Genomic DNA, 19,740 nt, shown 5'->3' on the forward strand with positions numbered 1-19,740 from the left:
ACTGCGGAAAACGGGTGAATTTCTTAATCCCGGACGTCTTTCCCCTTTGCTCCATATGGCCGGACAGGTCCTGGTTATCGATGGACGCAGCTTGGTTGTATCGATGTGAAAAATTGGACTTTCCCTTCGATTCTATCATCATTTTATTTGAAATGATCCTTCAATTGTTCTAACATATGTAAGTGTCCGCTATTGATTGATAATCTTGGTATGGTTCGGAGGATTTTTATGTACGCCAAACTGTATTCCAGCTCTGTGCTGGGGATCGACGGATATATCGTAGAAGTGGAAGTGGATATCAGCAATGGGTTGCCGGTGTTCGATGTGGTAGGTCTTCCGGATTCCGCCGTTCGGGAATCCCGGGAACGGGTTCGGGCCGCCGTGAAAAACAGCGGTTCTCAGTTTCCCCTTCAGCGCATTACGACTAATTTAGCTCCGGCCGATTTGAAAAAAGAGGGATCCAGCTTTGATTTGGCTATCGCTGTAGGCGTTCTGGCCGCCAGTGGACAGGTGTCTCCCGACCGGACGGAGGGGATTCTGTTTCTCGGAGAGTTGGCTTTGGACGGAACCTTGCGCTCTTTAAACGGAGTGTTGTCTATGGCGATGGCGGGTAAAGAGGCGGGGTTCCGCCGGTTGTTTCTCCCTGCGGCGAATGCGGAAGAGGCCCGGTTGGTGGAAGGGATCCAAGTGATTCCGGTCTGTACTCTGCAGGAGGCGGTAGCTCTTTTAAATGATGAGGAACCGCCCTCCGCCGCTGAGGAGGAGGGATCCCCCATCCCCGAGGTGGAACAGGCGTTGGAGGACTTCGCCGATGTCCAGGGACAAGCCCATGTCAAACGGGCGATGGAAGTGGCGGCGGCGGGGATGCACAACCTTCTCCTGATCGGACCTCCGGGTTCGGGAAAAACGATGCTGGCCCGCCGACTGCCCTCCATTCTTCCGGAAATGACAATGCAGGAATCCCTGGAGGTGACCAAGATTTGCAGTACCGCCGGTCAGCTGTCGCACCGGGGAAAACTGGTCTCTCACCGGCCGTTCCGTTCCCCTCACCATACCATTTCCCAGCCGGGATTGATCGGTGGTGGGGTGATCCCGAAACCCGGAGAGGTAAGTCTGGCTCACCGGGGGGTCCTTTTTCTCGACGAAATGCCGGAGTTTTCCAAAAAGGCCCTGGAAGTCCTGCGTCAACCGCTGGAAGACCGGGAGGTTACCTTGAGCCGCGCCCGGGCGGTGATCACGTTTCCGTCGGAGTTCATGCTCATCGGAAGTATGAATCCGTGTCCCTGCGGATACTTCGGTTACGAAGAGGATCGCGCCTGCACGTGTACCCCGCACCAAATCCGGCGCTATCGTTCCAAGCTTTCCGGTCCTTTGTTGGACCGGATCGACATCCACGTGGAAGTCCCCCGAGTGGATTATCAAACCTTGTCTGAAACCCGTCCCAAAGAGACTTCCGAGACCATCCGGGAACGGGTTCACCGTGCCCACGCTATTCAGTCAAAACGTTACCGCGGCGAGAAACTGCTCCATAACTCCGTCATGCCCCCGTCCCTAATCCGAAAACACTGCCAGCTGAAAAAGGAAGCCCGGAATCTGCTGAAACAATCCTTCGACTCCCTCGGCCTTTCCGCCCGGGCCCACGACCGCATCCTGAAGCTGGCCCGGACCATCGCCGACCTGGCCGGGGAAGAAGCGATCGACACCCCCCACGTCGCCGAGGCTATCCAATACCGGACCCTGGATCGGAAATGGTGGGAGTAGAGGGTGTCCAAAGCCAAGATGGTGCACTCGCTCCATTGCAGTGCTATGAATGGATTGGAACAGGAAAGTATGTTCCTGCCTGTTTTTTAAGTGATAAGTGATTCCCGATATATAGACAGTGCAGGTTTGTCGATGAACCAAGGTTCACCAGAAGATCCCGTTCAAGGTAGAAGCAAGGTTTTTTTCTTGTTTCTTATCGTTTTCCTGATCTTCTTTCCTTCGCCAGTATGCTACCATATTCAAATAATGGTGGGCGGTACTTCACTTTTCATCGATTTCCATAAACACAGCGGCGGGGAGAAGACGAGCAGGGATTCCAGCAGTTGGGCGATCTCGTCGTTGGCAAGCCAAATAATAGCGTTGGTGTCTCTTTTTCAAGTAAAACTAGATCATTTCTTACGGAGAGATGGCTTGATTCATGCACAAGATCCAGAAGTGATCAGACGAAACTCCCGCCGATCAGCGGGGGTTTTTGTCATGATCAGGTTCAGTGGGAAGCCCAGCCATTCATGTTTATCGTTCGGTTTGAATCGACCTCATACTTTTTTCTGTGATCGAGGAGGAAAACAGAAAAGAATGACGAATAAAATAGATGCAAACGTTTTCACTTTGATGTCTTTTTTATGGCTATTAGTGCAAACGGTTGCATTATCCATTCAAAAGGGGGTTATGGGTCATGAAGTGGAGAATATGGGGGTCCATCGCAATGATATTCCTCCTCACAGTGGGAGTCTTGGCCGGTTGCGGACCTCAGCGGGACGCCGATCCGGACAAAAAGGAAGCCGGAAAGGAAGAAAAGCCTGAGCAACTGGTGATCTGGGAGAATAAGGAGGCCCGTCATCTGAAACACACCGAGCGAATGGCTGAGAAATATGAAGAAAAAACCGGGATCCAAGTGAAAGTAGTCGGCGTCGATATTTTGAAACAGCAGGAGAAATTGACATTGGACGGTCCCAACAACAAAGGAGCTGATGTGGTGACCTGGCCCCACGACCGGATCGGGGAAGCGGCCATCAAAGGTTTGATCCAGCCCATCGACGTCGAAGAGGATCGGATTCATGCATACAACAAGTCCGCCCTCCGGGCGATGCAATATGACGGAAAGCTGTACGGTCTTCCCCGAAATACAGAAAGCATCGCGTTGATTTATAACAAAGATAGGATGAAGGAACCGCCGAAAACCTTTGAAGAGCTGATCCGATTCGCCGAGGAGAATACGGATCCCGCCAAAGAGAAATACGGTTTTCTCTACGAAGGGGAGAATTTCTATCACGACTTCTTTGTGTTTCATGCCTTCGGCGGTTATGTATTCAAGGATGAAGGCGGTCGAATGAACACTGAGGATATCGGTTTGAATAATGAAGGTTCCATTCAAGCCATGGAAACGATCGGTTCCTGGTATAAGGATCAACTCATCCCCCGGGGGTTAAAAGCTGATACCGTGAATGGCCTGTTTAAAGAAGGAAAAGTGGCTGCCGTCCTCAACGGTCCCTGGGCGGTGAAGGACTACGAGGACGCCGGGATCGATGTCGGGGTGAGCCCGATTCCCCCGATCAACGGAAAGGATCCGAAGACGTTTATCGGGGTGAAAGGACTCTATGTCTCCGCCTATACCCGGAATGAATACTGGGCGACGGACTTGGTCCGGTTTCTGACTGGGAAGGAAGCGTTGCAGGACCGGTTTAAAACTACCGGGGAGATTCCTTCCCGCACGGATCTGCTGGAACATCCCATCGTCAAGGACGACGAACAGGTAAACGGTTTTGCCGAGCAAGCGGCCAGCGGTGTTCCGATGCCCAATGTGCCGGAGATGAGCCAGGTGTGGGATCCGATGGCTGACGCCGTCTCCTTTGTGGCCAAAGGGGAACAGACGCCCAAGGAGGCTTTGGACGGTGCAGTAAAACAGATTAAGGAGAAGCTCCAAACCCAGAAACAATAACTTCGGCGAGGGGGGGTGGGGCCGCAATTTTGTCGTCCCGCCTTCCTTTGCTTTGAACGGAAAAGGAGGTATACCGAAAGTGGCATCCCGTCCAACGGTAACCGACCGCAATCCGCATCCGGTACCTTCCGGGTCTGTTCCCCGAACGGCGGCGCTTTTGTCAGCCCTGGTGATGGGTTTGGGGCAGATGTACAACCGACAGTGGTGGAAAGGCTTGTCCTTCCTGATCATCGAAATCGCATTTCTGGTGGTCTTCTTCGATTTTCTCAACATGGGTCTGTGGGGGATTGTCACCCTGGGAACTGAACCCTTTTTGGATCACTCCATCATGCTTTTGGCTCAGGGGATTATCGCCCTGATCTTGATTGTTTTCGGTTTGGGGGTTTACGGTCTCAACATCCGGGACGCCTACCGGATTGGAAAGATCCGGGCACGGGGGGAGAAACCGCCTACGATTGGGGAAACTCGGCGGATGGTGACGGACCGGGGGTATCCTTATTTCCTGGTGATGCCAGGGTTGATATTACTGGTCTTTACGGTGATCTTCCCGATTCTGTTCATGGTGGCTCTCGCTTTTACCAACTATGATCTCTACCATTCCCCGCCGGCGCGGTTGGTGGATTGGGTCGGATTTTCCAATTTCATCAATATGTTTCAGTCCGAACTTTGGAGAAACTCTTTCGTCAGCGTATTTTCCTGGACCATCGTTTGGACGCTGGTCAGCACGACGGTTCAATTTGCCCTGGGTCTTTTCCTCGCCGTACTGATCAACCAGAAACGGGTCCGGTTCAAGAAGTTTTTCCGGACCGTGTTGATCCTGCCCTGGGCGGTGCCATCCTTTGTGTCTATTCTGGTTTTTTCCGGACTCTTTGACGGTCATTTCGGTCCGATCAATCAAATGCTGGGGATGTTGGGGCTCAGCGGCATTCCTTGGATGACCGAACCCCTCTGGACCCGGATCGCGCTCTTGCTGATCCAATTTTGGCTGGGTTTTCCGTTCAGTATGGCGCTGTGTACCGGGGTGTTGCAAAGCATCTCCTCCGACTTGTATCAGGCGGCGGAAGTGGATGGGGCCACCGCCTGGCAAAAATTCCGCAATATCACCCTGCCTCTGGTGCTATATGCGACGGCACCGGTCCTGATCACGCAATACGCCTTCAATTTTAACAACATCAATGTCATCTATCTCTTCAATCAGGGAAAACCCGCTGTTCCGGGGCAATCGGCAGGCGGGACGGACATCCTGATCTCCTGGGTGTACAAACTCACCTTTGAAGTTCACAAGTTTAACTACGCCGCGGCGGTGACGATCATCATGTCGCTGTTCGTGATGGGGGTTTCCCTGTATCAGTTCCGAAAAACTCGAGCCTTTAAGGAAGAGGATTTGATCCAATGAGAACCTACACGTGGAAGTCCCATCTGGGTTTGGTGGCAACCTATGCTATTCTGCTGTTGATGGTAGCGGCTACGGTGTTTCCGGTACTGTGGATCATCGGTTCTTCCCTCAACCCGGGAACCAGCCTTTTTTCCAGCCAGATGATTCCGGACAAGACTACCCTGGAGCATTACCGTTGGCTATTGACGGACCCGGACAGCCAATACCTGACCTGGTACTGGAATACCCTCAAGATTTCGCTGATCAATGCTTCCGTCTCCGTCCTCCTCACTGCCGGTACGGCCTATGCCTTTTCCCGTTACCAATTTGTCGGTCGGAAATACGGGCTGATGACCTTTCTCATTCTGCAGATGTTTCCCCCGACGATGGCCATGGTAGCTTATTACGTTCTGCTCAATATGGTGAACTTACTGGACACCCACCTGGGTTTGATCCTCATTTATGCCGGAACCCAGATTCCTTTTAACACGTGGTTGGTAAAAGGCTATTTCGACACTCTTCCCCGTGGATTGGACGAGGCGGCCCGACTGGACGGTGCGGGGCACCATACGATCTTCTTCCGGATCATGTTGCCCCTGGCCAAACCGATTATTGCCGTGGTGGCCCTATTTAATTTCATTATGCCGATGGCGGATTTCCTCTTGCCCCAGATCGTTCTGACCAGCCCGGATCAACAGACGTTGGCGGTGGGCTTGTTCGGCTTTATCAATGAGAAATTCGGGCAGAACTTTACCCGTTTCGCCGCCGGCTCGGTGTTGATCGCTCTTCCCATCGCTGCCTTTTTCCTGATGTTGCAACGGTACTTTGTATCCGGTCTTTCCGCGGGTGCCTCGAAAGGATAAAAAATCCCGAAGGGAGATGAAGATGTTGTTGGAAACGATCCATCACCGGCCGGAGTCCCCATATGCTTACCCCTTGGAGTTGGATCAGCTTCGGGTCCGGATCCGGACAAAAAAAGGGGAGGTTTCGGGTTGCCGGGTCTTCCACGGGGACCGGTACCGATCGGAGGAGGAAGAGGAAGAGGTTCTTCTTACTCAAACCGCCTCGGACTTATGGTTCGATTGGTTTGAAGGGGTGATCCCAGCTCCTACCCGACGGGTACAGTATGTTTTCCGGCTGGATACCGAGGAAAACACCTGGTGGTACGGGGAGAAAGGAATTTCGCAGGAGCGGGGGGCCGCCGGGGTGTTTCATTATGCTTACATTCATGAAGAAGCGGTTCTCCGGGTGCCGGAGTGGGCCCGGGATGCGGCGGTGTACCAGATTTTTCCCGAGCGGTTCGCCAACGGGGATGCCGGCCTGGACCCGGAGGGGGTGCTTCCCTGGAAAAGCAACACACCCCCGAAATCTGACAGTTTTTACGGAGGGGATTTGAAAGGCATCATCGACCGGATACCTTGGTTGGCGGAGTTGGGGGTGAACACCCTTTATCTCACCCCGATCTTCCGCTCTCCTTCCAATCACAAGTACAACATTGACGATTATGAACAAATCGACCCTGGTTTCGGTGACTGGAAGACGTGCAAAGCCATGGTGGAAACCGCACACCATTACGGGATCCGCGTTTTGTTCGATGGAGTGTTCAACCATTCCGGCTCCGGCTTTTTCGCCTTCCGGGACGTCCAGGAAAAAGGGGCGGCTTCTCCGTATAAGAACTGGTTCCGGATTCGCGACTTTCCCGTGGTGATGTCCCCTCAACCCCATTACGAAACTTTTGCAGACCATATCCCCGATATGCCCAAGCTGATGACCCATCTCCCGGAAGTGCGGGAGTACTTTCTGAATGTGGCGGAGTATTGGACCCGGGAGATGGGGATCGACGGTTGGCGGCTGGATGTGGCCAATGAAGTGGATGCGGCGTTTTGGCGGGCTTTTCGCGAACGGATCCGTAGTGTCAACCCGGATGCCCTGATCGTGGGGGAGATCTGGCACGATCCCGGTCCGTGGTTGCGGGGCGATCAGTGGGATTCTGTGATGAACTATCGTTTTCGAGAGGCGGTTATCTCCTTTTTCGCCACCTGCGAGTGGACGGCGGAGGAATTTGAAGCCCGGCTGACATCTGCTCGGATGGGAGTTCCGGAACAGGCGGCTTCTGCCATGTGGAACTTACTCGGATCCCATGACACGGAACGTTTTCTCACCCGGTGCAACCATGATCGAAAACGGTTCCAACTGGCGGTTCTCTTCCAGATGACCTATCCGGGAATTCCGATGATCTACTACGGGGATGAAGTCGGCATGGAGGGGGGACCTGACCCCGACTGCCGCCGACCGATGGTTTGGGAGGAGGAAAAGCAGGATCGGGAACTCTTCGATTTTCATCGGAAGCTTTTGGATCTCCGGCATCGACTGGCCCCCTTGCGCCGGGGGGATTACCGCACCTGGAAGGTGGACGGGAAAAAAGGAATTTATGCTTTTTTGAGGCGATACCAAGAAGAGAGTGTCGGGGTGGTGATCAATAACGGAGATCGGCGTCGGTCGATCCGGTTGGAGGGGACTGCATGGGGAGAGGGAGCCGTTCTGCTCGATCCGCTGTCGGGAGGCCGGTTCACAGTCGAGGAAAAACACGTCTTCTGCACCCTGGACGCGGGGCAAGGAGCCTTATTGGTGCCGGAGAGAGCCATAAAGTGAACCGGGGGAGAATGTTGCCGTTTCTGCAACCGATTGCACGTGAACACCGACTGAATCCAACAATCAACATGAGATAGGAGAGAATGGAGAATGGAGAAAAAACCGTTCTTAATCGACGGAGTGGCGGGAAACGGAAAAATGTTGGCTGCTTTCGGCAAGAACAGCCGGCTGTATCGACTCTGGTGGCCCCGGGTGGACGGTCCGCAGCATATGGACCGGATGTCGGCGGGTGTCCGCCTCCCGGGAGTGACGAAGGGCGTGTTATGGACTGACGGGGAAGGTTGGGTTCACCGCCAGGAATATGTGGGGGACTCCGCTCATCTGGTAACTGTCGCGGACCATGCGGAAATCGGGGTTTCCGTGAGAGTGGAGGATTTTGCGGTAGACGGGGAGGACATCTTCGTCCGGGATTACGGGGTCACCAATCAATCGGAACAACCGGTTCCGGTTCAAATGTATCTTTATACCTCTCTGGCCATGATGGAAAGCCGGCGGTACAATACGGTGGCCTTCGACCGTCAGGAAGAGTCTCTGGTCCACTTTCGGAATCCATACGCCTGTGCTGTAGGCTTCGATGGGCCGGTGGACGGGTTTCAGGCGGGAGATGCCTGGGAAGCGGCGGAAGGAGGGATACTGAATGGCAATGAGATCGCCATGACCACCGACGGGGCCTTGTACCGGGATCTGGGAGAGCTGAACCCCGGGGAAACGGTCCGGTTACCGGTATATCTGGCTTTCGGTGACGGGTACCATGCCGCGTTGACCCGCCTCGCCCGGGCTCGGGAAAAAGGGGAGAAGACGATGCGTGCGAATACCCTTGCCGGGTGGAAAGAGTATCTCGCTCAGGCGAAGCCGGTTTGCACAGGGGATGAGACGATCGATTGCCTGTACCGCCGCTCCTTAATCGTATTTAAACTGATGAGCGACGAACAGTACGGCAGTCTCATTGCCGCCCCCGAATTTGATGAGGATTTCAGCCGTTGCGGCGGTTATGCGTATTGTTGGGGAAGGGATGCCGCCTATATCACCACGGCGATTGACCGGGCGGGTTACCACGACAGGGCTCGGCGGTTTTACCGTTGGACGGTGAAGGCGCAAAGTCCGGATGGCAGCTGGCAACAACGCCATTATCTGGACGGGCGGCTCGCCCCTCATTGGGGACTCCAGATCGACGAACCGGGTTCCATCCTGTGGGGGATGTGGCAACATTATCTCGAAACGAAAGATCGTCCTTTTCTGGAGGAGATGTGGCCAACCCTGCGCAAGGGAGCGGAGTTTCTCGTCGGATTCATCGATTCGGCGACGGGTCTCCCCCGCCCCAGTCGGGATTTATGGGAAGAGCGGAGTGGAGAGCACACCTATTCCGCTGCCGCCGTCTTCGGCGGGCTGACCGGAGCGTCATGTGCCGCTCGGGAGTTGGGGTGCATGTCCGAAGCAAGACGGTGGTTCCATGCGGCGGAAGGGATCCGGGAAGCCGCCGCCCAGCAGCTTTGGAACGCCGATCGGGAGTCTTTTTTCCGGGGCGTTAAGTTGGCGGTCTCCCGTGAGGCATATGAGACGGCCTGTGCCCGAGGAGTTAAGACGGAAACCGAGACGGATGACAAAGGCTACACGACCCATTATGTGCGGGAGGATCCCGTCATCGATGTGAGCCTGCTGGGAGTGAGTCTCCCCTTCGGAATGTTCGACATCCAAGATGAACGGGTGAAAAAGACCGCTCAAGCAGTGGAAACCGCCCTGGGTCAAAGTCCGGTCGGAGGCATTCAGCGATATGAAGGGGATCCGTATATCGGGGGAAACCCCTGGATCCTGACGACATTGTGGCTGGCCCTGTACAAGATAAAAGCCGGTGATCGGGCCGGAGCGGAACGATACTTACGCTGGGCAGCAAATCATCGGACCGATCTGGATCTATTGCCGGAGCAGGTTGACAAATCCACCGGCGACCCTGCCTGGGTTGTCCCCCTCACTTGGTCCCATGCCATGCTGGTGCTCACCGTGCTGGAGTGGGTCAAGGCCCGGGAAAAGCCGTTTGAAGCGGAAGTGCGGGATTGATCGAAGGTTTTTGCATCGGAAGCGGTGTAACCCCTTCCTGTTCGGGAAGGGGCTTGTTTTGTTCGAGATGAAAAGATCGACTGCCTACAAGCGTTGTGAAAAAGTCCCCTGTTCGGGAGGGTGGACCCCCACCCCGACCCGCCAAGGACGTGCTCAATCACAAGGCTTCTAAGTGGGTTGACGACGGGACCGATCCCAAACGCTACACGGTTAGTAAGGGTCACTTGATCCGTAAAAACAGAATATAAGCAGGAACCAGGGAGGTCGCGGCAGTGAGGAACATAGCGGGGAATCCGGCCTGTTCCACGACCAACCCCGACAAAATCGATCCGATCCCGAGACCGAGATCGAAGGAGGCGAAAAAAATGCCGTTGGCTCTCCCTTTGGCGCTGGAAGGGGAACGTTGAATCGTCCACGCCTGGAGAGAAGGGTGTACCGCCCCGAATCCCGTACCGTAGAGGGCTGCAGCCGTCAGCAGGGCGGACAGCGAATCAGTGACGGAGAGGAGAGCCAGAGAAAGGGTCAAACTGATCAGTCCACAGGGGATCGTCAGCCGCGGTCCCTGACGGTCGAAAAGCTTTCCCGCCCAGGGGCGGATCGCGACCATGGTCACGGCGAACACCGTGAAAAACCATCCGGCATGGGGAATTCCCCGTTCCTGGGCGAATAACGGGAGGTAGGCGACAATTCCGCCAAGGGTGAATGTGACGCACAGGCCCATAGCCGAAGTGGCTAACGTTCCCTTGGTAAGGACTCCCGCCGTCATCCGGTCGCGGCGTGATTCCTCTTCAGCGGGAACCCTCCGGGGAGCCGGATACTGGATGGTTACGGCAGTGGCCCATGCGGCAAACACGAGACCGGCCGCCCCGGCGAAGAGAACGGGGAAGGAGTATCGTTCCACCACCCAGAGGCCCAAGGCGGGGCCGAAGGCGACCGCCAGATTGGTGAAAAGACCGTAGTAGCCCATTCCTTCCCCCCGTCTGCGATCGGGAATCAGATCGGTGGCAATGGTGCTTGCCGCCGTAGTGACCGCTCCCCAGGAGAAACCGTGAAGCACCCGCAGAATGAAGAGAAGGAATACGGTCGTCATGCTGAAATAAGCTAGAGTGGTTGCGAAAAAAAACAGCAGTCCCACCAGATAGATTCCCCGCCGGCCGTGGGTATCCACCATTCGGCCCAACCAGGGACGGATGACCACGGCGGACAGGGTGAAGGCACCAACAATGACTCCGACCGCGCTTTCGCTTCCGCCTAACCGGTCGACATACAGGGGAAGCGTAGGTACGAAGATCTGGAAACTGACAAAAACAAGGAAATTGGTCAGGCAGATGAGGATGAAATTCCGCGACCACAGTTCGGAAGACGCGTCCGGATCCACTTCCGTCGCTGGATTTGTCTGCATCGGATTTCCTCCTTTGGACGGCATTTCATCCGTTCCCGGGGTGGGTAATGGAGACGCCCGTATTTCCATACGGGCGTTCCTTCGTTATGATGATGCGACCTTTGAATCCGCGACTTCCGCCAAGGCGTTGGTCACTTTCCCGTATTCGGAAGCGTGGGGCCGGTCGTCGTCGTCACCGTACCCGTAATCCAGCATGCGGTTCCGGTTAAGGCAGAGCTTGGTAAACCGGGGGCGCAACAGGTCGAAGAGTTCGAACCGTTCCCTCAGTTCGGGATGTTCTTCCTGATACCGGAGAATGGTTTTGCGGACCTGGGTCCAGAAAGCGATCTCGGAATATCCCTCTTCCTTTTCCAGCAGGCCTGAGAGGTAGCGGAAATGGCAGATGAACAACCCGGTGAAGATGAATTGGCACAGACCTTCAGGGGGTTCGCTCCGCAGCACTTGCTTGAGGTCCTCGGACAGGTTCCGCAGTTCCGGCAGGGGTTGGTCGCTGACGTTGACGTCGTCGACGAAGTCCTTGACAGCCAACCGGTGGGGAATATCGTTCTTCAGCACCAGGATGGTGTTCTGACCGTGGGGGGAGAAGACCACCCCGTAACGGTACAGGAAGTGGAGCAAGGGAGGAAGAATGACGTCGGACAGCCGCTTCACCCATTCGTCGACACTCAGTCCGGAGCGTTGGATCAACTTGGAGATAAAGGATTTGCCGTTTCCGTCCACGTGAAGGAGTGCCGCCAGGGTGATCGGTTGTTCCCCTTCCTCCATATAGGTGTAAATACTCTCCCTCCAAATGCAGCCCAACATTTCCAGGTACTGATAGGGGGCGCCCGGTAAGCGGGTGTAATAGGGATGATCGTAGTTGAGGCTGGCAATCTCTCCGGGCAGAACGACACGGCATTCGTCCCGGAGGAACTCGTCTTTTTCCCAAATCCCTTTGATGTACTCGGTGATCTTGGGAGCCAGCACGGTCCGTTCACCGGGCAATCCCCGGTATACCAATGTGTTGAGGATGCTCATGGGCAATTTGACGTGGTGCTTCTCCTTGTGACTCGTGTTGACAAAGGTGCGGATGGATTGCTGAGGGAGATACGAGTCCTTTCCTTCCTCCAGATAAACGATGTCTTTGTTGGCAATGTCTTCGGCGAACAAAGGGAGAATGCAGCGGTCCCACTGCCACCGGTGGACGGGGATGAACCGGTAGTCATCGGGGTTCAACCCCTGCTCTTCCAATCGGCCGCGGAAACGATCCAGGGTCTCCTCTTCCAGCTCCCCCCGGATCAGGGAGTCATAATCCACGGAGCGAACGGCGTGAAAATCAGTTTTCTCCCGATGGACGGCGATCCATCCGAGGCGAACCGGTTGTTGCTGTTCCGGTGCATAGGAACGGTAATCCTCGTAGCCGAATCCGATCCGTCCTTTGTTGTAGGTAATCCAGGGATGCCCCTCCATTTCCCCTTCCAGCTCGGCGTAATCCAGGTCGACGACCTCTTTTTGCCGGTTCTGCTTTTTCGCCAGGATGTGGGCGTCCGCGAGCAGGGTGTGGTGGTATTCGCGGATGAGGTGACCCGTGGTCTCCCCGGACATGCCGATGGTTGGTTGCAGATCGAGAAGGAATTGAATCGGATTGGCGGCCGGTATTTTTCGGCCGGCTTCCTCCCGTTCAATCGATTCGGGGAGGACGTCGAAGCTGTCGAACAGTCGCTTTTTCGCCTCGAAGGTGTATCGGATGCCGCCCTTTAATTCCAGGGAGTATGTTTTCTTTTTCCCTTCGCTCTGAATGACGTCGGGCGAGATGATGTCTTCATACATGAATTCCGAGATCATTTTGGTGAGAAGGTCACGGGAGACGGTTTCCCAGGATCGGGTGTGGAGAATGTCGTTGATCGGTTTCGGTTCGTTCATCTTGGTTCATCCTTTCACCGGAATTTTGTGGGCGATCGGAGTTTCGGTTACCCCAAATTGCTGGAAGACGTTGCGATCGGATACGGGGTAAACCTCCCGTCCGGTCAGGGTGTTGATGATGACGGAGTTCCGGTGGGCACCCAATCCGAGATCAGGGGCTCCCACGCCGTGGGTGTGCAATTCGCCGTTTTGAATGAAAATGTCGTTTCCTGCTTCCTGCGTGAGGGCCAGCCGGTAGTCCGGTCCGACGACGTATCTTCCCGCTTCGTCCCAGCGGATCAGGGAATGGAGACCGGTGACGAAGGAAGGGATGGGGTGCCGGTAACCGGTGGCCAGGATGACCACGTCGCTTTCATGGTCGAAGGCTTCCCCCGTATCCCGGTGCAGGCAGTGAAGGCGATAGGTCGAAGTCCCTTCTGCGTTGGTAGTCGGGCGAATCTCCCGCAATTCGGTATGGGAGAGAAGGCGGACAGGGAGTTCTCGGGCTCCGACGGTCCGCTCGTAGATCAGGTCATAGATATCGGCAATGGTGCCGGCGCTGATTCCTTTATACAACAGGTCTTGATTCCGCAACTTTTCGTCCCGTTTTTCCTGGGGCAGGGAGTGAAAGTGTCGGGTGTAGTCCGGGGAGAAGTGCTCCAATCCCAGTTTGGAATATTCCATCGGGAAGAAGCCGGCGGAACGGGTGAACCAATCCAACTGGTACCCGTGGTCCTCCTGTTCCTGTAACAAGGTATAAAACACTTCGGCGGCACTTTGCCCGGAACCGATCACCGTGATGGAACGGGCTTTGCGGCAGCGTTCCAGGCGGTCGAGGAAACGGGCGGAATGGAATACGTCTTCTGGAGGAAGACCGCTGAATCGTTCGTGGATATGGGGAACGCTTCCCACGCCCAGGGCCAGGTGCCGGGTGCGGTATACCTGCGTCTCCCCCGTGTTCGGGTCGATCGCTTCCACTCGGTAATGACTTTCCGGATCTTCTGCCACCCATTGGACATCCACCACCTTTTGACCGAAACGGCAGTTGTCCAGCCGGTTGGCGACCCATTCGCAATAATGGTTGTATTCCCGACGGGGGATATGGAAGCGTTCCAGAAAGTAGAAATGGTAGAGGCGGTTATGTTCCTTCAGGTAGTTGAGAAAGCTGTAGGGGCTGGTGGGATCAGCCATGGTCACCACGTCCGCGAAAAAGGGAACCTGGAGGGTCGTGCCTTCGATCAACAGCCCCGGGTGCCAGGCGAAGCGGGGTTTCTGTTCCAGGAACAGGGCCTCCACTTCAGGCGTTTTCGTCAGCATGGCGGCCAGTCCCAGGTTAAAGGGGCCGATCCCCACGCCCAGGAGATCCAGAATCTTTCGGGAGGATGATTGCTCAAACATCGATGGATCCCACTCCTTCGGTCCAGTTCTCGATAAAAGGTTCACGGTGACAAAACATCAGGGCCGCCCGTTTGTCCGGAAGCTCGATCTCGTGTTGGAAACGGAATCCGCATTTCTCGAAGATATGGATCATTTTTTCATTTCGAATGTCCGGTTCCGCCACGGCTTTTTGCGTCGCGTCGTGTCGGAACAACCAGCGAGTGATCGTCTGGAGCAGCGGCAGGGCGTATCCTTTTCCCAGGTAGGAGGGGGGACCGATCAACAGGTGAACGCCCTGGTCTGCGGGATGCCAGTCGTAATGTTTGCCCAGGACATCGTCTTTCGCCCAATAGGTCTCCCAGTAACTCATCGGGATTCCCTCCAGCATGCCGATGTGGAGGTCCTGATGGGAATCGGCCAGAAATGATTTCAGGTGCTTGCGGTATCGATCCAAGGGGATGTTCAGCTTCCAGAACGGAATCACATGGGGTTCGTGGTGCCACTGATGAAGCCGTTCCAGATCCTCTTCGAATTCTACTGGTCGAAAGGAGATCCGTTTTTGGATCGTCGGGTGATACAGACCGAAGGTTTTACCGGCGCGTTCCGTTTCCCGCGTGTTCGAGGTCACGTTCCTTCACTCCTTTCACGATGGGGTTGATCACCCGGACGTAGACCGATTGACTTTCCATCGGACCGACCAGCTCATCCATGTCGTGGAGTCGGGTGAGCAGGTTGGCTTTGCAGGGCAGTTGTTCGTCGCTAAGGAGGCTTTCCAATAGCCGGGAAGGTTCCCGGTTGTGCGGGAGAAGCCGTTGCAGCCGCTGCCGCAGCTGTTCCAGCAAGGATTCTTCCTCTGCCAATCCCGCCGTGCCGAATCCGTTGATCAGACCCATGAGGTGGTTGAGGAAGAAATAGTAACGCAGGCGCTCGTCTGCCACATGGTCTTCGCACCGGGTCTCTCCCTTTCCGTCGATTCCGGGAAAAATCCTCTGCAGTTGGGGAAAGGTGGATTGACAGTAGTAGTAGCCTTGGTTGTCGCGGTAGAAGAACCGGTGAGGGTAGCCTTCCTTCAGTTTCACCAAGCTGTTTTGCTGATGGGCTTCCAATGCGACTCCATAGGTGAGATACAGCCACATCAAGGGTTCCAGGCTTCGATCGAGGTACCGGTGAAACCAGTCCAGGCTGACTTCCTGGGTCGTTCTCCCCTCTTTTTTCGCAAGGGTCGTGATCAAGCGGGCCAGACGGGACTGTTCACCGGGCAGGGGATCCTGACACAGCCCCGCGATCAAGGTAACGCAGTCGCCTTCCCGCCCTCGGAAGGGATTCTCCCGGATGGCCACTTCAAAACCGGATTCTTCCCGTTCAGGGTCCTCCAGGGTGAGGTACGCCGGATCCTCGATGATGTGGAAGTCGGGAAATGCTTGCTTCATCTCTTCACCGATGCGGGTTTTCATCATTCTCGAGACCTCCACCCCCCGTTCCATTTCCTTTTGCTTGTTGAGGCGGAGGGAGTTGGTGATTTTGATGTTGACCGACCCTTTCAGCATGAAACGGGCGTCCGGATGATACAGCGTGCGCAGGGAAGAAGTGGCGTACCATGCCCGCCCCTGGATCCCCAAATCCTCCAATAACCCCCGGTTGATCCATTCCCGGATCCGCGGCTGGCGGAGCAGGTGAGCGGCCTGCTGGGGGTGCACAGGGAGAATGGAATCATCGTCGTCGCCGCAATACGTTTTTTTGAACTCCCCGGAAATTTCCGGATCGGACAGAAGCTCATCTTTGACCAGTCGGGTGGCGGTGGCATCCCATGTGGAATCCTCCCGAACGATGGAAGGATGGGCCCGGAAATAGTAAAGAGGACAGGCTCCCTTCAGTTCGGGGGAATAGGCGGCCTGTTCCCGCTCCGACAACCCCTGGCGGCTCTTCGGGGTGGGATGGAGAAGATGACCGAAGATGAGCGATTGTTCCGCATCTAAAAAGTGAAACTCGGGGTGGTACAGAGCCTTTTCGTCTCCCTTTCGGGCCTGTATGTAAGTCTGGATGTGGCCGCAACTTTGAATGACCCGTTCGACCAGATCTTCGGGAATGTCGTCGATGTCGCGCTCGATCGCCAGTTCTTTGACGACGAGGGCCACCAGGGTGATGTAGTCGAGGAACAGCCATGACTCTGAGGAGAGACTCCGGTAGCGGAAGGGAAAAGCGAACAGGTGCCGTTGGGTTTCCGACCGGTAGCGAAGCGGTGCGAGAATCTCCAAGCGATGCCTGGGCAGGGGACAACGGATCGCTTTTCCGACAGGAGAATCCTTCAGGACGGGCCGGTAGAGATCTTTCCGGCCGGAGTTGTCATCGATGACCTCAAATTTCCCGGTTTCTCGCAGGTAGCAATTAAAGAAACTCTGCATGGTGGCCTGCCGTGCCAAAGAGTGGGACATGTTCGAAACACTCTCCCTTCGTTTTTTCCAGCCGGAATCCGGCCAGTTTGACTTCCTCCAGGATCGACTGGATGTCTTCCGGTGTGGTGCGCGGATTCAAAAGGGTCAGTTTGAGGCAGGTCGCTCCGTCTACCTTGGTCTGGGCGATCACCGCTTTCCCTTCCGACAGGAGGGAGTGACGGATCCTTCGATTGAGTTGATCCTGCCACTCGGAGTCGCTGACCCCTTCTCCAGCGGATCGGGGGAGGTAACGGAAGACGACGGCATTTAGTTCCGGGGAAGGGTTGATGACTTCCAACCGGGGGTCCTCCGTCATCAGGCGAGCGGCCTCCCGAGCTGTTTCCAAGGTGTTCTCGATCATTCGGGAGAATCCGTTCCTGCCGAGTGTTCTCAAGGAGATAAACAACTTCAGGGCATCGAAGCGCCGCGTGGTCTGAATCGATTTGTCCACCAGGTTGGGCGTGTCTTGGGACTCCTCTTCTTCCGGGTTGAGATAATCGGCATTCAGTTTGATCCGGTCGAATGGGGCCGATTCCTTGGTCAAAAAGGCGCCGCAGCTGATCGGCTGGTAAAACAGCTTGTGAAAATCGACCGCGATCGAGTCCGCATGATCCATGCCCGCCAGCCGGTGGCTATATCGGTCACTCAAGGCAAGCGCGCCGCCGTACGCAGCGTCCACATGGAACCACAGTCCCCGGTGTCCGGCCCGTGCGGCCAGCTCGGGGAGAGGGTCGATACTGCCGAAATCCGTTGTGCCGGCGGTGCCCACGAGGGCGAAGGGGATCAGCCCCCGCCCCTCCATGTCGGCCAACTGCCGGTCCAGATCTTTAAGGGACATGCGGTGGTTGGCATCGGTTTTCACGCTGACGACGGCTTCCTGCCCCAGGCCTAAGAGGGCGGCCGCTTGTCTGATGGTGAAGTGGGCGGCTTCGGAGCAAAGAATTCGCAGGCGGTCCGCTTGCGGGGGCAGACCGTTTTTCTGCACGTTCCAATCCAGCCGGGTCATCGAAAAATGGTCCCGGGCGAGCAAAAGGGCCATGAAGTTGGATTGGGTTCCGCCGCTGGTGAAAACCCCGTCCGCCTGCCCGCCGTAACGGAACAGGCCGCACAACCACCGAATCATCCGCTGTTCCAGCAGGGTGGCGGCTGGACTTTGGTCCCAGGAATCCATCGATTGGTTCATCGAACTGATGAGGGCTTCCGCCGCCAGGGAAGGGATGAGGGGCGGACAATGGAGATGAGCGGCGCAAGCGGGGTGATGGACGGCCACGGAATGGCGAACCACCGTTTTCCCCGCTTGTTCCAGCACCGCCTCGATGTCTGTTCCCGCCTCCGGACAGATGTCGAGGTGTTCGATCCGGGAAGCGATCCAGTTCGCTTCCCTTCCGCTGAAAGCACCGGGCAACCGGGCGAATTGGTCCAATATGACGTTGTGTGCCGCATTCAAGGCCCGCCGATAAGAGGAGCGGGAATCTGCGGTTTCATTGAGAAATAAGTGGTCCATAACAGATGATGGTTGAGTGGTCATGATCTTCTTCCTCCCATACACCATTGAGCGGAACGTTTCTCCGGCAGTGAAACAAAACAATAATGATAATCGTTATCAATAACGATTGAAAATAAAGATCCTTCATCGCCAGGTAGAAGGACAGAGCAGCCGGAAGAAGCTTTTCGGTTGATTCGGTCCGCCAACCCATTGGCGGCCGGCCTTCACAGGGACGAAGACAAAACTGAATTCATCCCGAAAATGATAATGATAATCATTTTCATTTTTGCTGTGTATATTCTACCATCTCCGTTGCCGGGAGTAAATAAGGAATTGAAAAAAATTTAAATGGATAGGGAAGATGTTGTTTCGATCGCCTGTAACACAACGATCGCTTTATTCCACCCGGGAAACAAAAGGGTTTGAATATACACATAAATTGAAATAGAATAGTAAATACATACTAACCAGTTGGTATGTAAAGGGAATCATGTTTCGCATGATCCTCCGAACAGGCCCGGGATGAGAGGCAGGGCGGGTAAACCGGAGGAAGTTGCTAATGTGGCGGCTTTTCTGGCCAGTGACGATGCATCATTTTGGGGGGAAAATCAGTGGGACGATTAAACGGTAGAGTCGCATGGGTGACCGGTTCCGGACGAGGCATCGGAAAAAGCATCGCCAGCCGTTTTGCTCAGGAAGGGGCCAAAGTGTGTCTGACGGATGTGAACGGGGGACGGCTGCAGGAAACGGAGAGGGAATTGAAAGAGAAAGGTTTGGAAGTGAAAGCGGTTACCACCGATGTGACCGACCGGGATCAAGTGGAGGCTACCGTCAACGAGATCCTGCAATCCTGGGGACGTTTGGACATTCTCGTCAACAACGCAGGTATCATCCGGGACAATCTGTTGTTCAAAATGACGGACGACGATTGGAATCGGGTGTTACATGTTCATTTGACCGGAAGTTTTTTGTGCAGTCGGGCCGTTCAAAAACATATGGTAGAACAACATTATGGAAGGATCATTAACCTGTCTTCCACATCGGCCCTCGGCAACCGGGGTCAAGCCAACTATTCCGCTGTCAAAGCCGGTTTACAGGGCTTTACCAAAACCTTGGCGATCGAACTTGGCAAATTCGGAATCACTTGCAATGCTGTCGCTCCGGGATTTATCGAAACCGATATGACCCGGGAAACGGCGGCCCGAGTCGGGATGGATTTTGAAGACTTCATCGAGGCGGCTCGAAAACAGATTCCGGTCGGTCGCTCGGGAAAACCGGAAGACATCGCCAATGCCGCGCTGTTTTTCGCTTCTGACGAATCCTCTTTCGTCAACGGGCAAGTCCTTTATGTCGCAGGCGGTCCCAAAGCGTAATTGAACA

General features: G+C 55.3%; 13 protein-coding genes. 7 read left to right on the forward strand and 6 right to left on the reverse strand.

Translation table 11 applies throughout. The annotated features are described in order from the left end of the window. Positions 1–228: 228 nt before the first annotated feature. The 6 genes from CHM34_RS16360 to CHM34_RS16385 all read left to right on the forward strand — a co-directional run bounded on the left by CHM34_RS16360 (position 229) and on the right by CHM34_RS16385 (position 9,782). Positions 229–1,761: a YifB family Mg chelatase-like AAA ATPase gene (locus CHM34_RS16360; protein WP_094265686.1), complete on the forward strand. Its 1,533-nt coding sequence runs from the start codon at positions 229–231 to the stop codon at positions 1,759–1,761. 676 nt (positions 1,762–2,437) lie between these two features. Further along, positions 2,438–3,700 carry an extracellular solute-binding protein gene (locus tag CHM34_RS16365; protein WP_094265687.1) on the forward strand — a complete coding sequence of 421 codons (1,263 nt, stop codon included), beginning with the start codon at positions 2,438–2,440 and terminating at the stop codon, positions 3,698–3,700. Positions 3,701–3,872: 172 nt separating this feature from the next. After that, a complete protein-coding gene (locus tag CHM34_RS16370; RefSeq protein ID WP_094265713.1) occupies positions 3,873–5,096 on the forward strand; it encodes a sugar ABC transporter permease in 1,224 nt (407 codons plus the stop codon). Next, entirely contained in the window at positions 5,093–5,938 is an 846-nt protein-coding gene (locus CHM34_RS16375; protein WP_094265688.1) for a sugar ABC transporter permease, read from the forward strand. The genes CHM34_RS16370 and CHM34_RS16375 overlap by 4 nt, the downstream gene beginning before the upstream one ends. Before the next feature lie 22 nt (positions 5,939–5,960). Next, positions 5,961–7,727 (forward strand): glycoside hydrolase family 13 protein, encoded by a 1,767-nt coding sequence (locus CHM34_RS16380; RefSeq protein WP_094265689.1) that lies wholly within the window; start codon positions 5,961–5,963, stop codon positions 7,725–7,727. A gap of 90 nt (positions 7,728–7,817) precedes the next feature. After that, a complete protein-coding gene (locus tag CHM34_RS16385) occupies positions 7,818–9,782 on the forward strand; it encodes a glycoside hydrolase family 15 protein (RefSeq protein WP_094265690.1) in 1,965 nt (654 codons plus the stop codon). 220 nt (positions 9,783–10,002) lie between these two features. Here CHM34_RS16385 and CHM34_RS16390 read toward each other — a convergent pair whose 3' ends face one another. The 6 genes from CHM34_RS16390 to CHM34_RS16415 form a co-directional block, all read right to left on the reverse strand. Beyond that, positions 10,003–11,184: an MFS transporter gene (locus tag CHM34_RS16390; RefSeq protein WP_169713788.1), complete on the reverse strand. Its 1,182-nt coding sequence runs from the start codon at positions 11,182–11,184 to the stop codon at positions 10,003–10,005. 84 nt (positions 11,185–11,268) lie between these two features. Next, positions 11,269–13,086, reverse strand: coding sequence for an IucA/IucC family protein (locus tag CHM34_RS16395; RefSeq protein ID WP_141201745.1), 1,818 nt, complete (start codon positions 13,084–13,086; stop codon positions 11,269–11,271). A 6-nt stretch (positions 13,087–13,092) separates the two neighbouring features. Then, positions 13,093–14,463: a lysine N(6)-hydroxylase/L-ornithine N(5)-oxygenase family protein gene (locus CHM34_RS16400; protein WP_206093827.1), complete on the reverse strand. Its 1,371-nt coding sequence runs from the start codon at positions 14,461–14,463 to the stop codon at positions 13,093–13,095. Next, the gene (locus CHM34_RS16405; protein WP_206093831.1) at positions 14,456–15,007 is read right to left on the reverse strand and encodes a GNAT family N-acetyltransferase; all 552 of its coding nucleotides are present in this window, start codon (positions 15,005–15,007) and stop codon (positions 14,456–14,458) included. The genes CHM34_RS16400 and CHM34_RS16405 overlap by 8 nt, the downstream gene beginning before the upstream one ends. Before the next feature lie 25 nt (positions 15,008–15,032). Continuing rightward, entirely contained in the window at positions 15,033–16,874 is a 1,842-nt protein-coding gene (locus CHM34_RS16410; protein WP_094265693.1) for an IucA/IucC family protein, read from the reverse strand. Beyond that, positions 16,828–18,402, reverse strand: coding sequence for a pyridoxal phosphate-dependent decarboxylase family protein (locus CHM34_RS16415; RefSeq protein WP_094265694.1), 1,575 nt, complete (start codon positions 18,400–18,402; stop codon positions 16,828–16,830). The genes CHM34_RS16410 and CHM34_RS16415 overlap by 47 nt, the downstream gene beginning before the upstream one ends. Before the next feature lie 569 nt (positions 18,403–18,971). Here CHM34_RS16415 and fabG point away from each other — a divergent pair. Next, on the forward strand, positions 18,972–19,733 hold the full coding sequence (gene fabG, locus CHM34_RS16420; RefSeq protein WP_094265695.1) for a 3-oxoacyl-ACP reductase FabG: 762 nt from the start codon (positions 18,972–18,974) through the stop codon (positions 19,731–19,733). Positions 19,734–19,740: the final 7 nt, after the last annotated feature.

The organism is Paludifilum halophilum, from assembly GCF_002245355.1.
GTDB lineage: Bacteria > Bacillota > Bacilli > Thermoactinomycetales > DSM-45169 > Paludifilum > Paludifilum halophilum.

Coding starts and splice junctions, on each gene's coding strand:
- CHM34_RS16360 (WP_094265686.1), top strand. CDS start 229: ATGTACGCCAAACTGTATTCCAGCTCTGTGCTGGGGATCGACGGATAT.
- CHM34_RS16365 (WP_094265687.1), top strand. CDS start 2,438: ATGAAGTGGAGAATATGGGGGTCCATCGCAATGATATTCCTCCTCACA.
- CHM34_RS16370 (WP_094265713.1), top strand. CDS start 3,873: ATGGGTTTGGGGCAGATGTACAACCGACAGTGGTGGAAAGGCTTGTCC.
- CHM34_RS16375 (WP_094265688.1), top strand. CDS start 5,093: ATGAGAACCTACACGTGGAAGTCCCATCTGGGTTTGGTGGCAACCTAT.
- CHM34_RS16380 (WP_094265689.1), top strand. CDS start 5,961: ATGTTGTTGGAAACGATCCATCACCGGCCGGAGTCCCCATATGCTTAC.
- CHM34_RS16385 (WP_094265690.1), top strand. CDS start 7,818: ATGGAGAAAAAACCGTTCTTAATCGACGGAGTGGCGGGAAACGGAAAA.
- CHM34_RS16390 (WP_169713788.1), bottom strand. CDS start 11,184: ATGCAGACAAATCCAGCGACGGAAGTGGATCCGGACGCGTCTTCCGAA.
- CHM34_RS16395 (WP_141201745.1), bottom strand. CDS start 13,086: ATGAACGAACCGAAACCGATCAACGACATTCTCCACACCCGATCCTGG.
- CHM34_RS16400 (WP_206093827.1), bottom strand. CDS start 14,463: ATGTTTGAGCAATCATCCTCCCGAAAGATTCTGGATCTCCTGGGCGTG.
- CHM34_RS16410 (WP_094265693.1), bottom strand. CDS start 16,874: ATGTCCCACTCTTTGGCACGGCAGGCCACCATGCAGAGTTTCTTTAAT.
- CHM34_RS16415 (WP_094265694.1), bottom strand. CDS start 18,402: ATGACCACTCAACCATCATCTGTTATGGACCACTTATTTCTCAATGAA.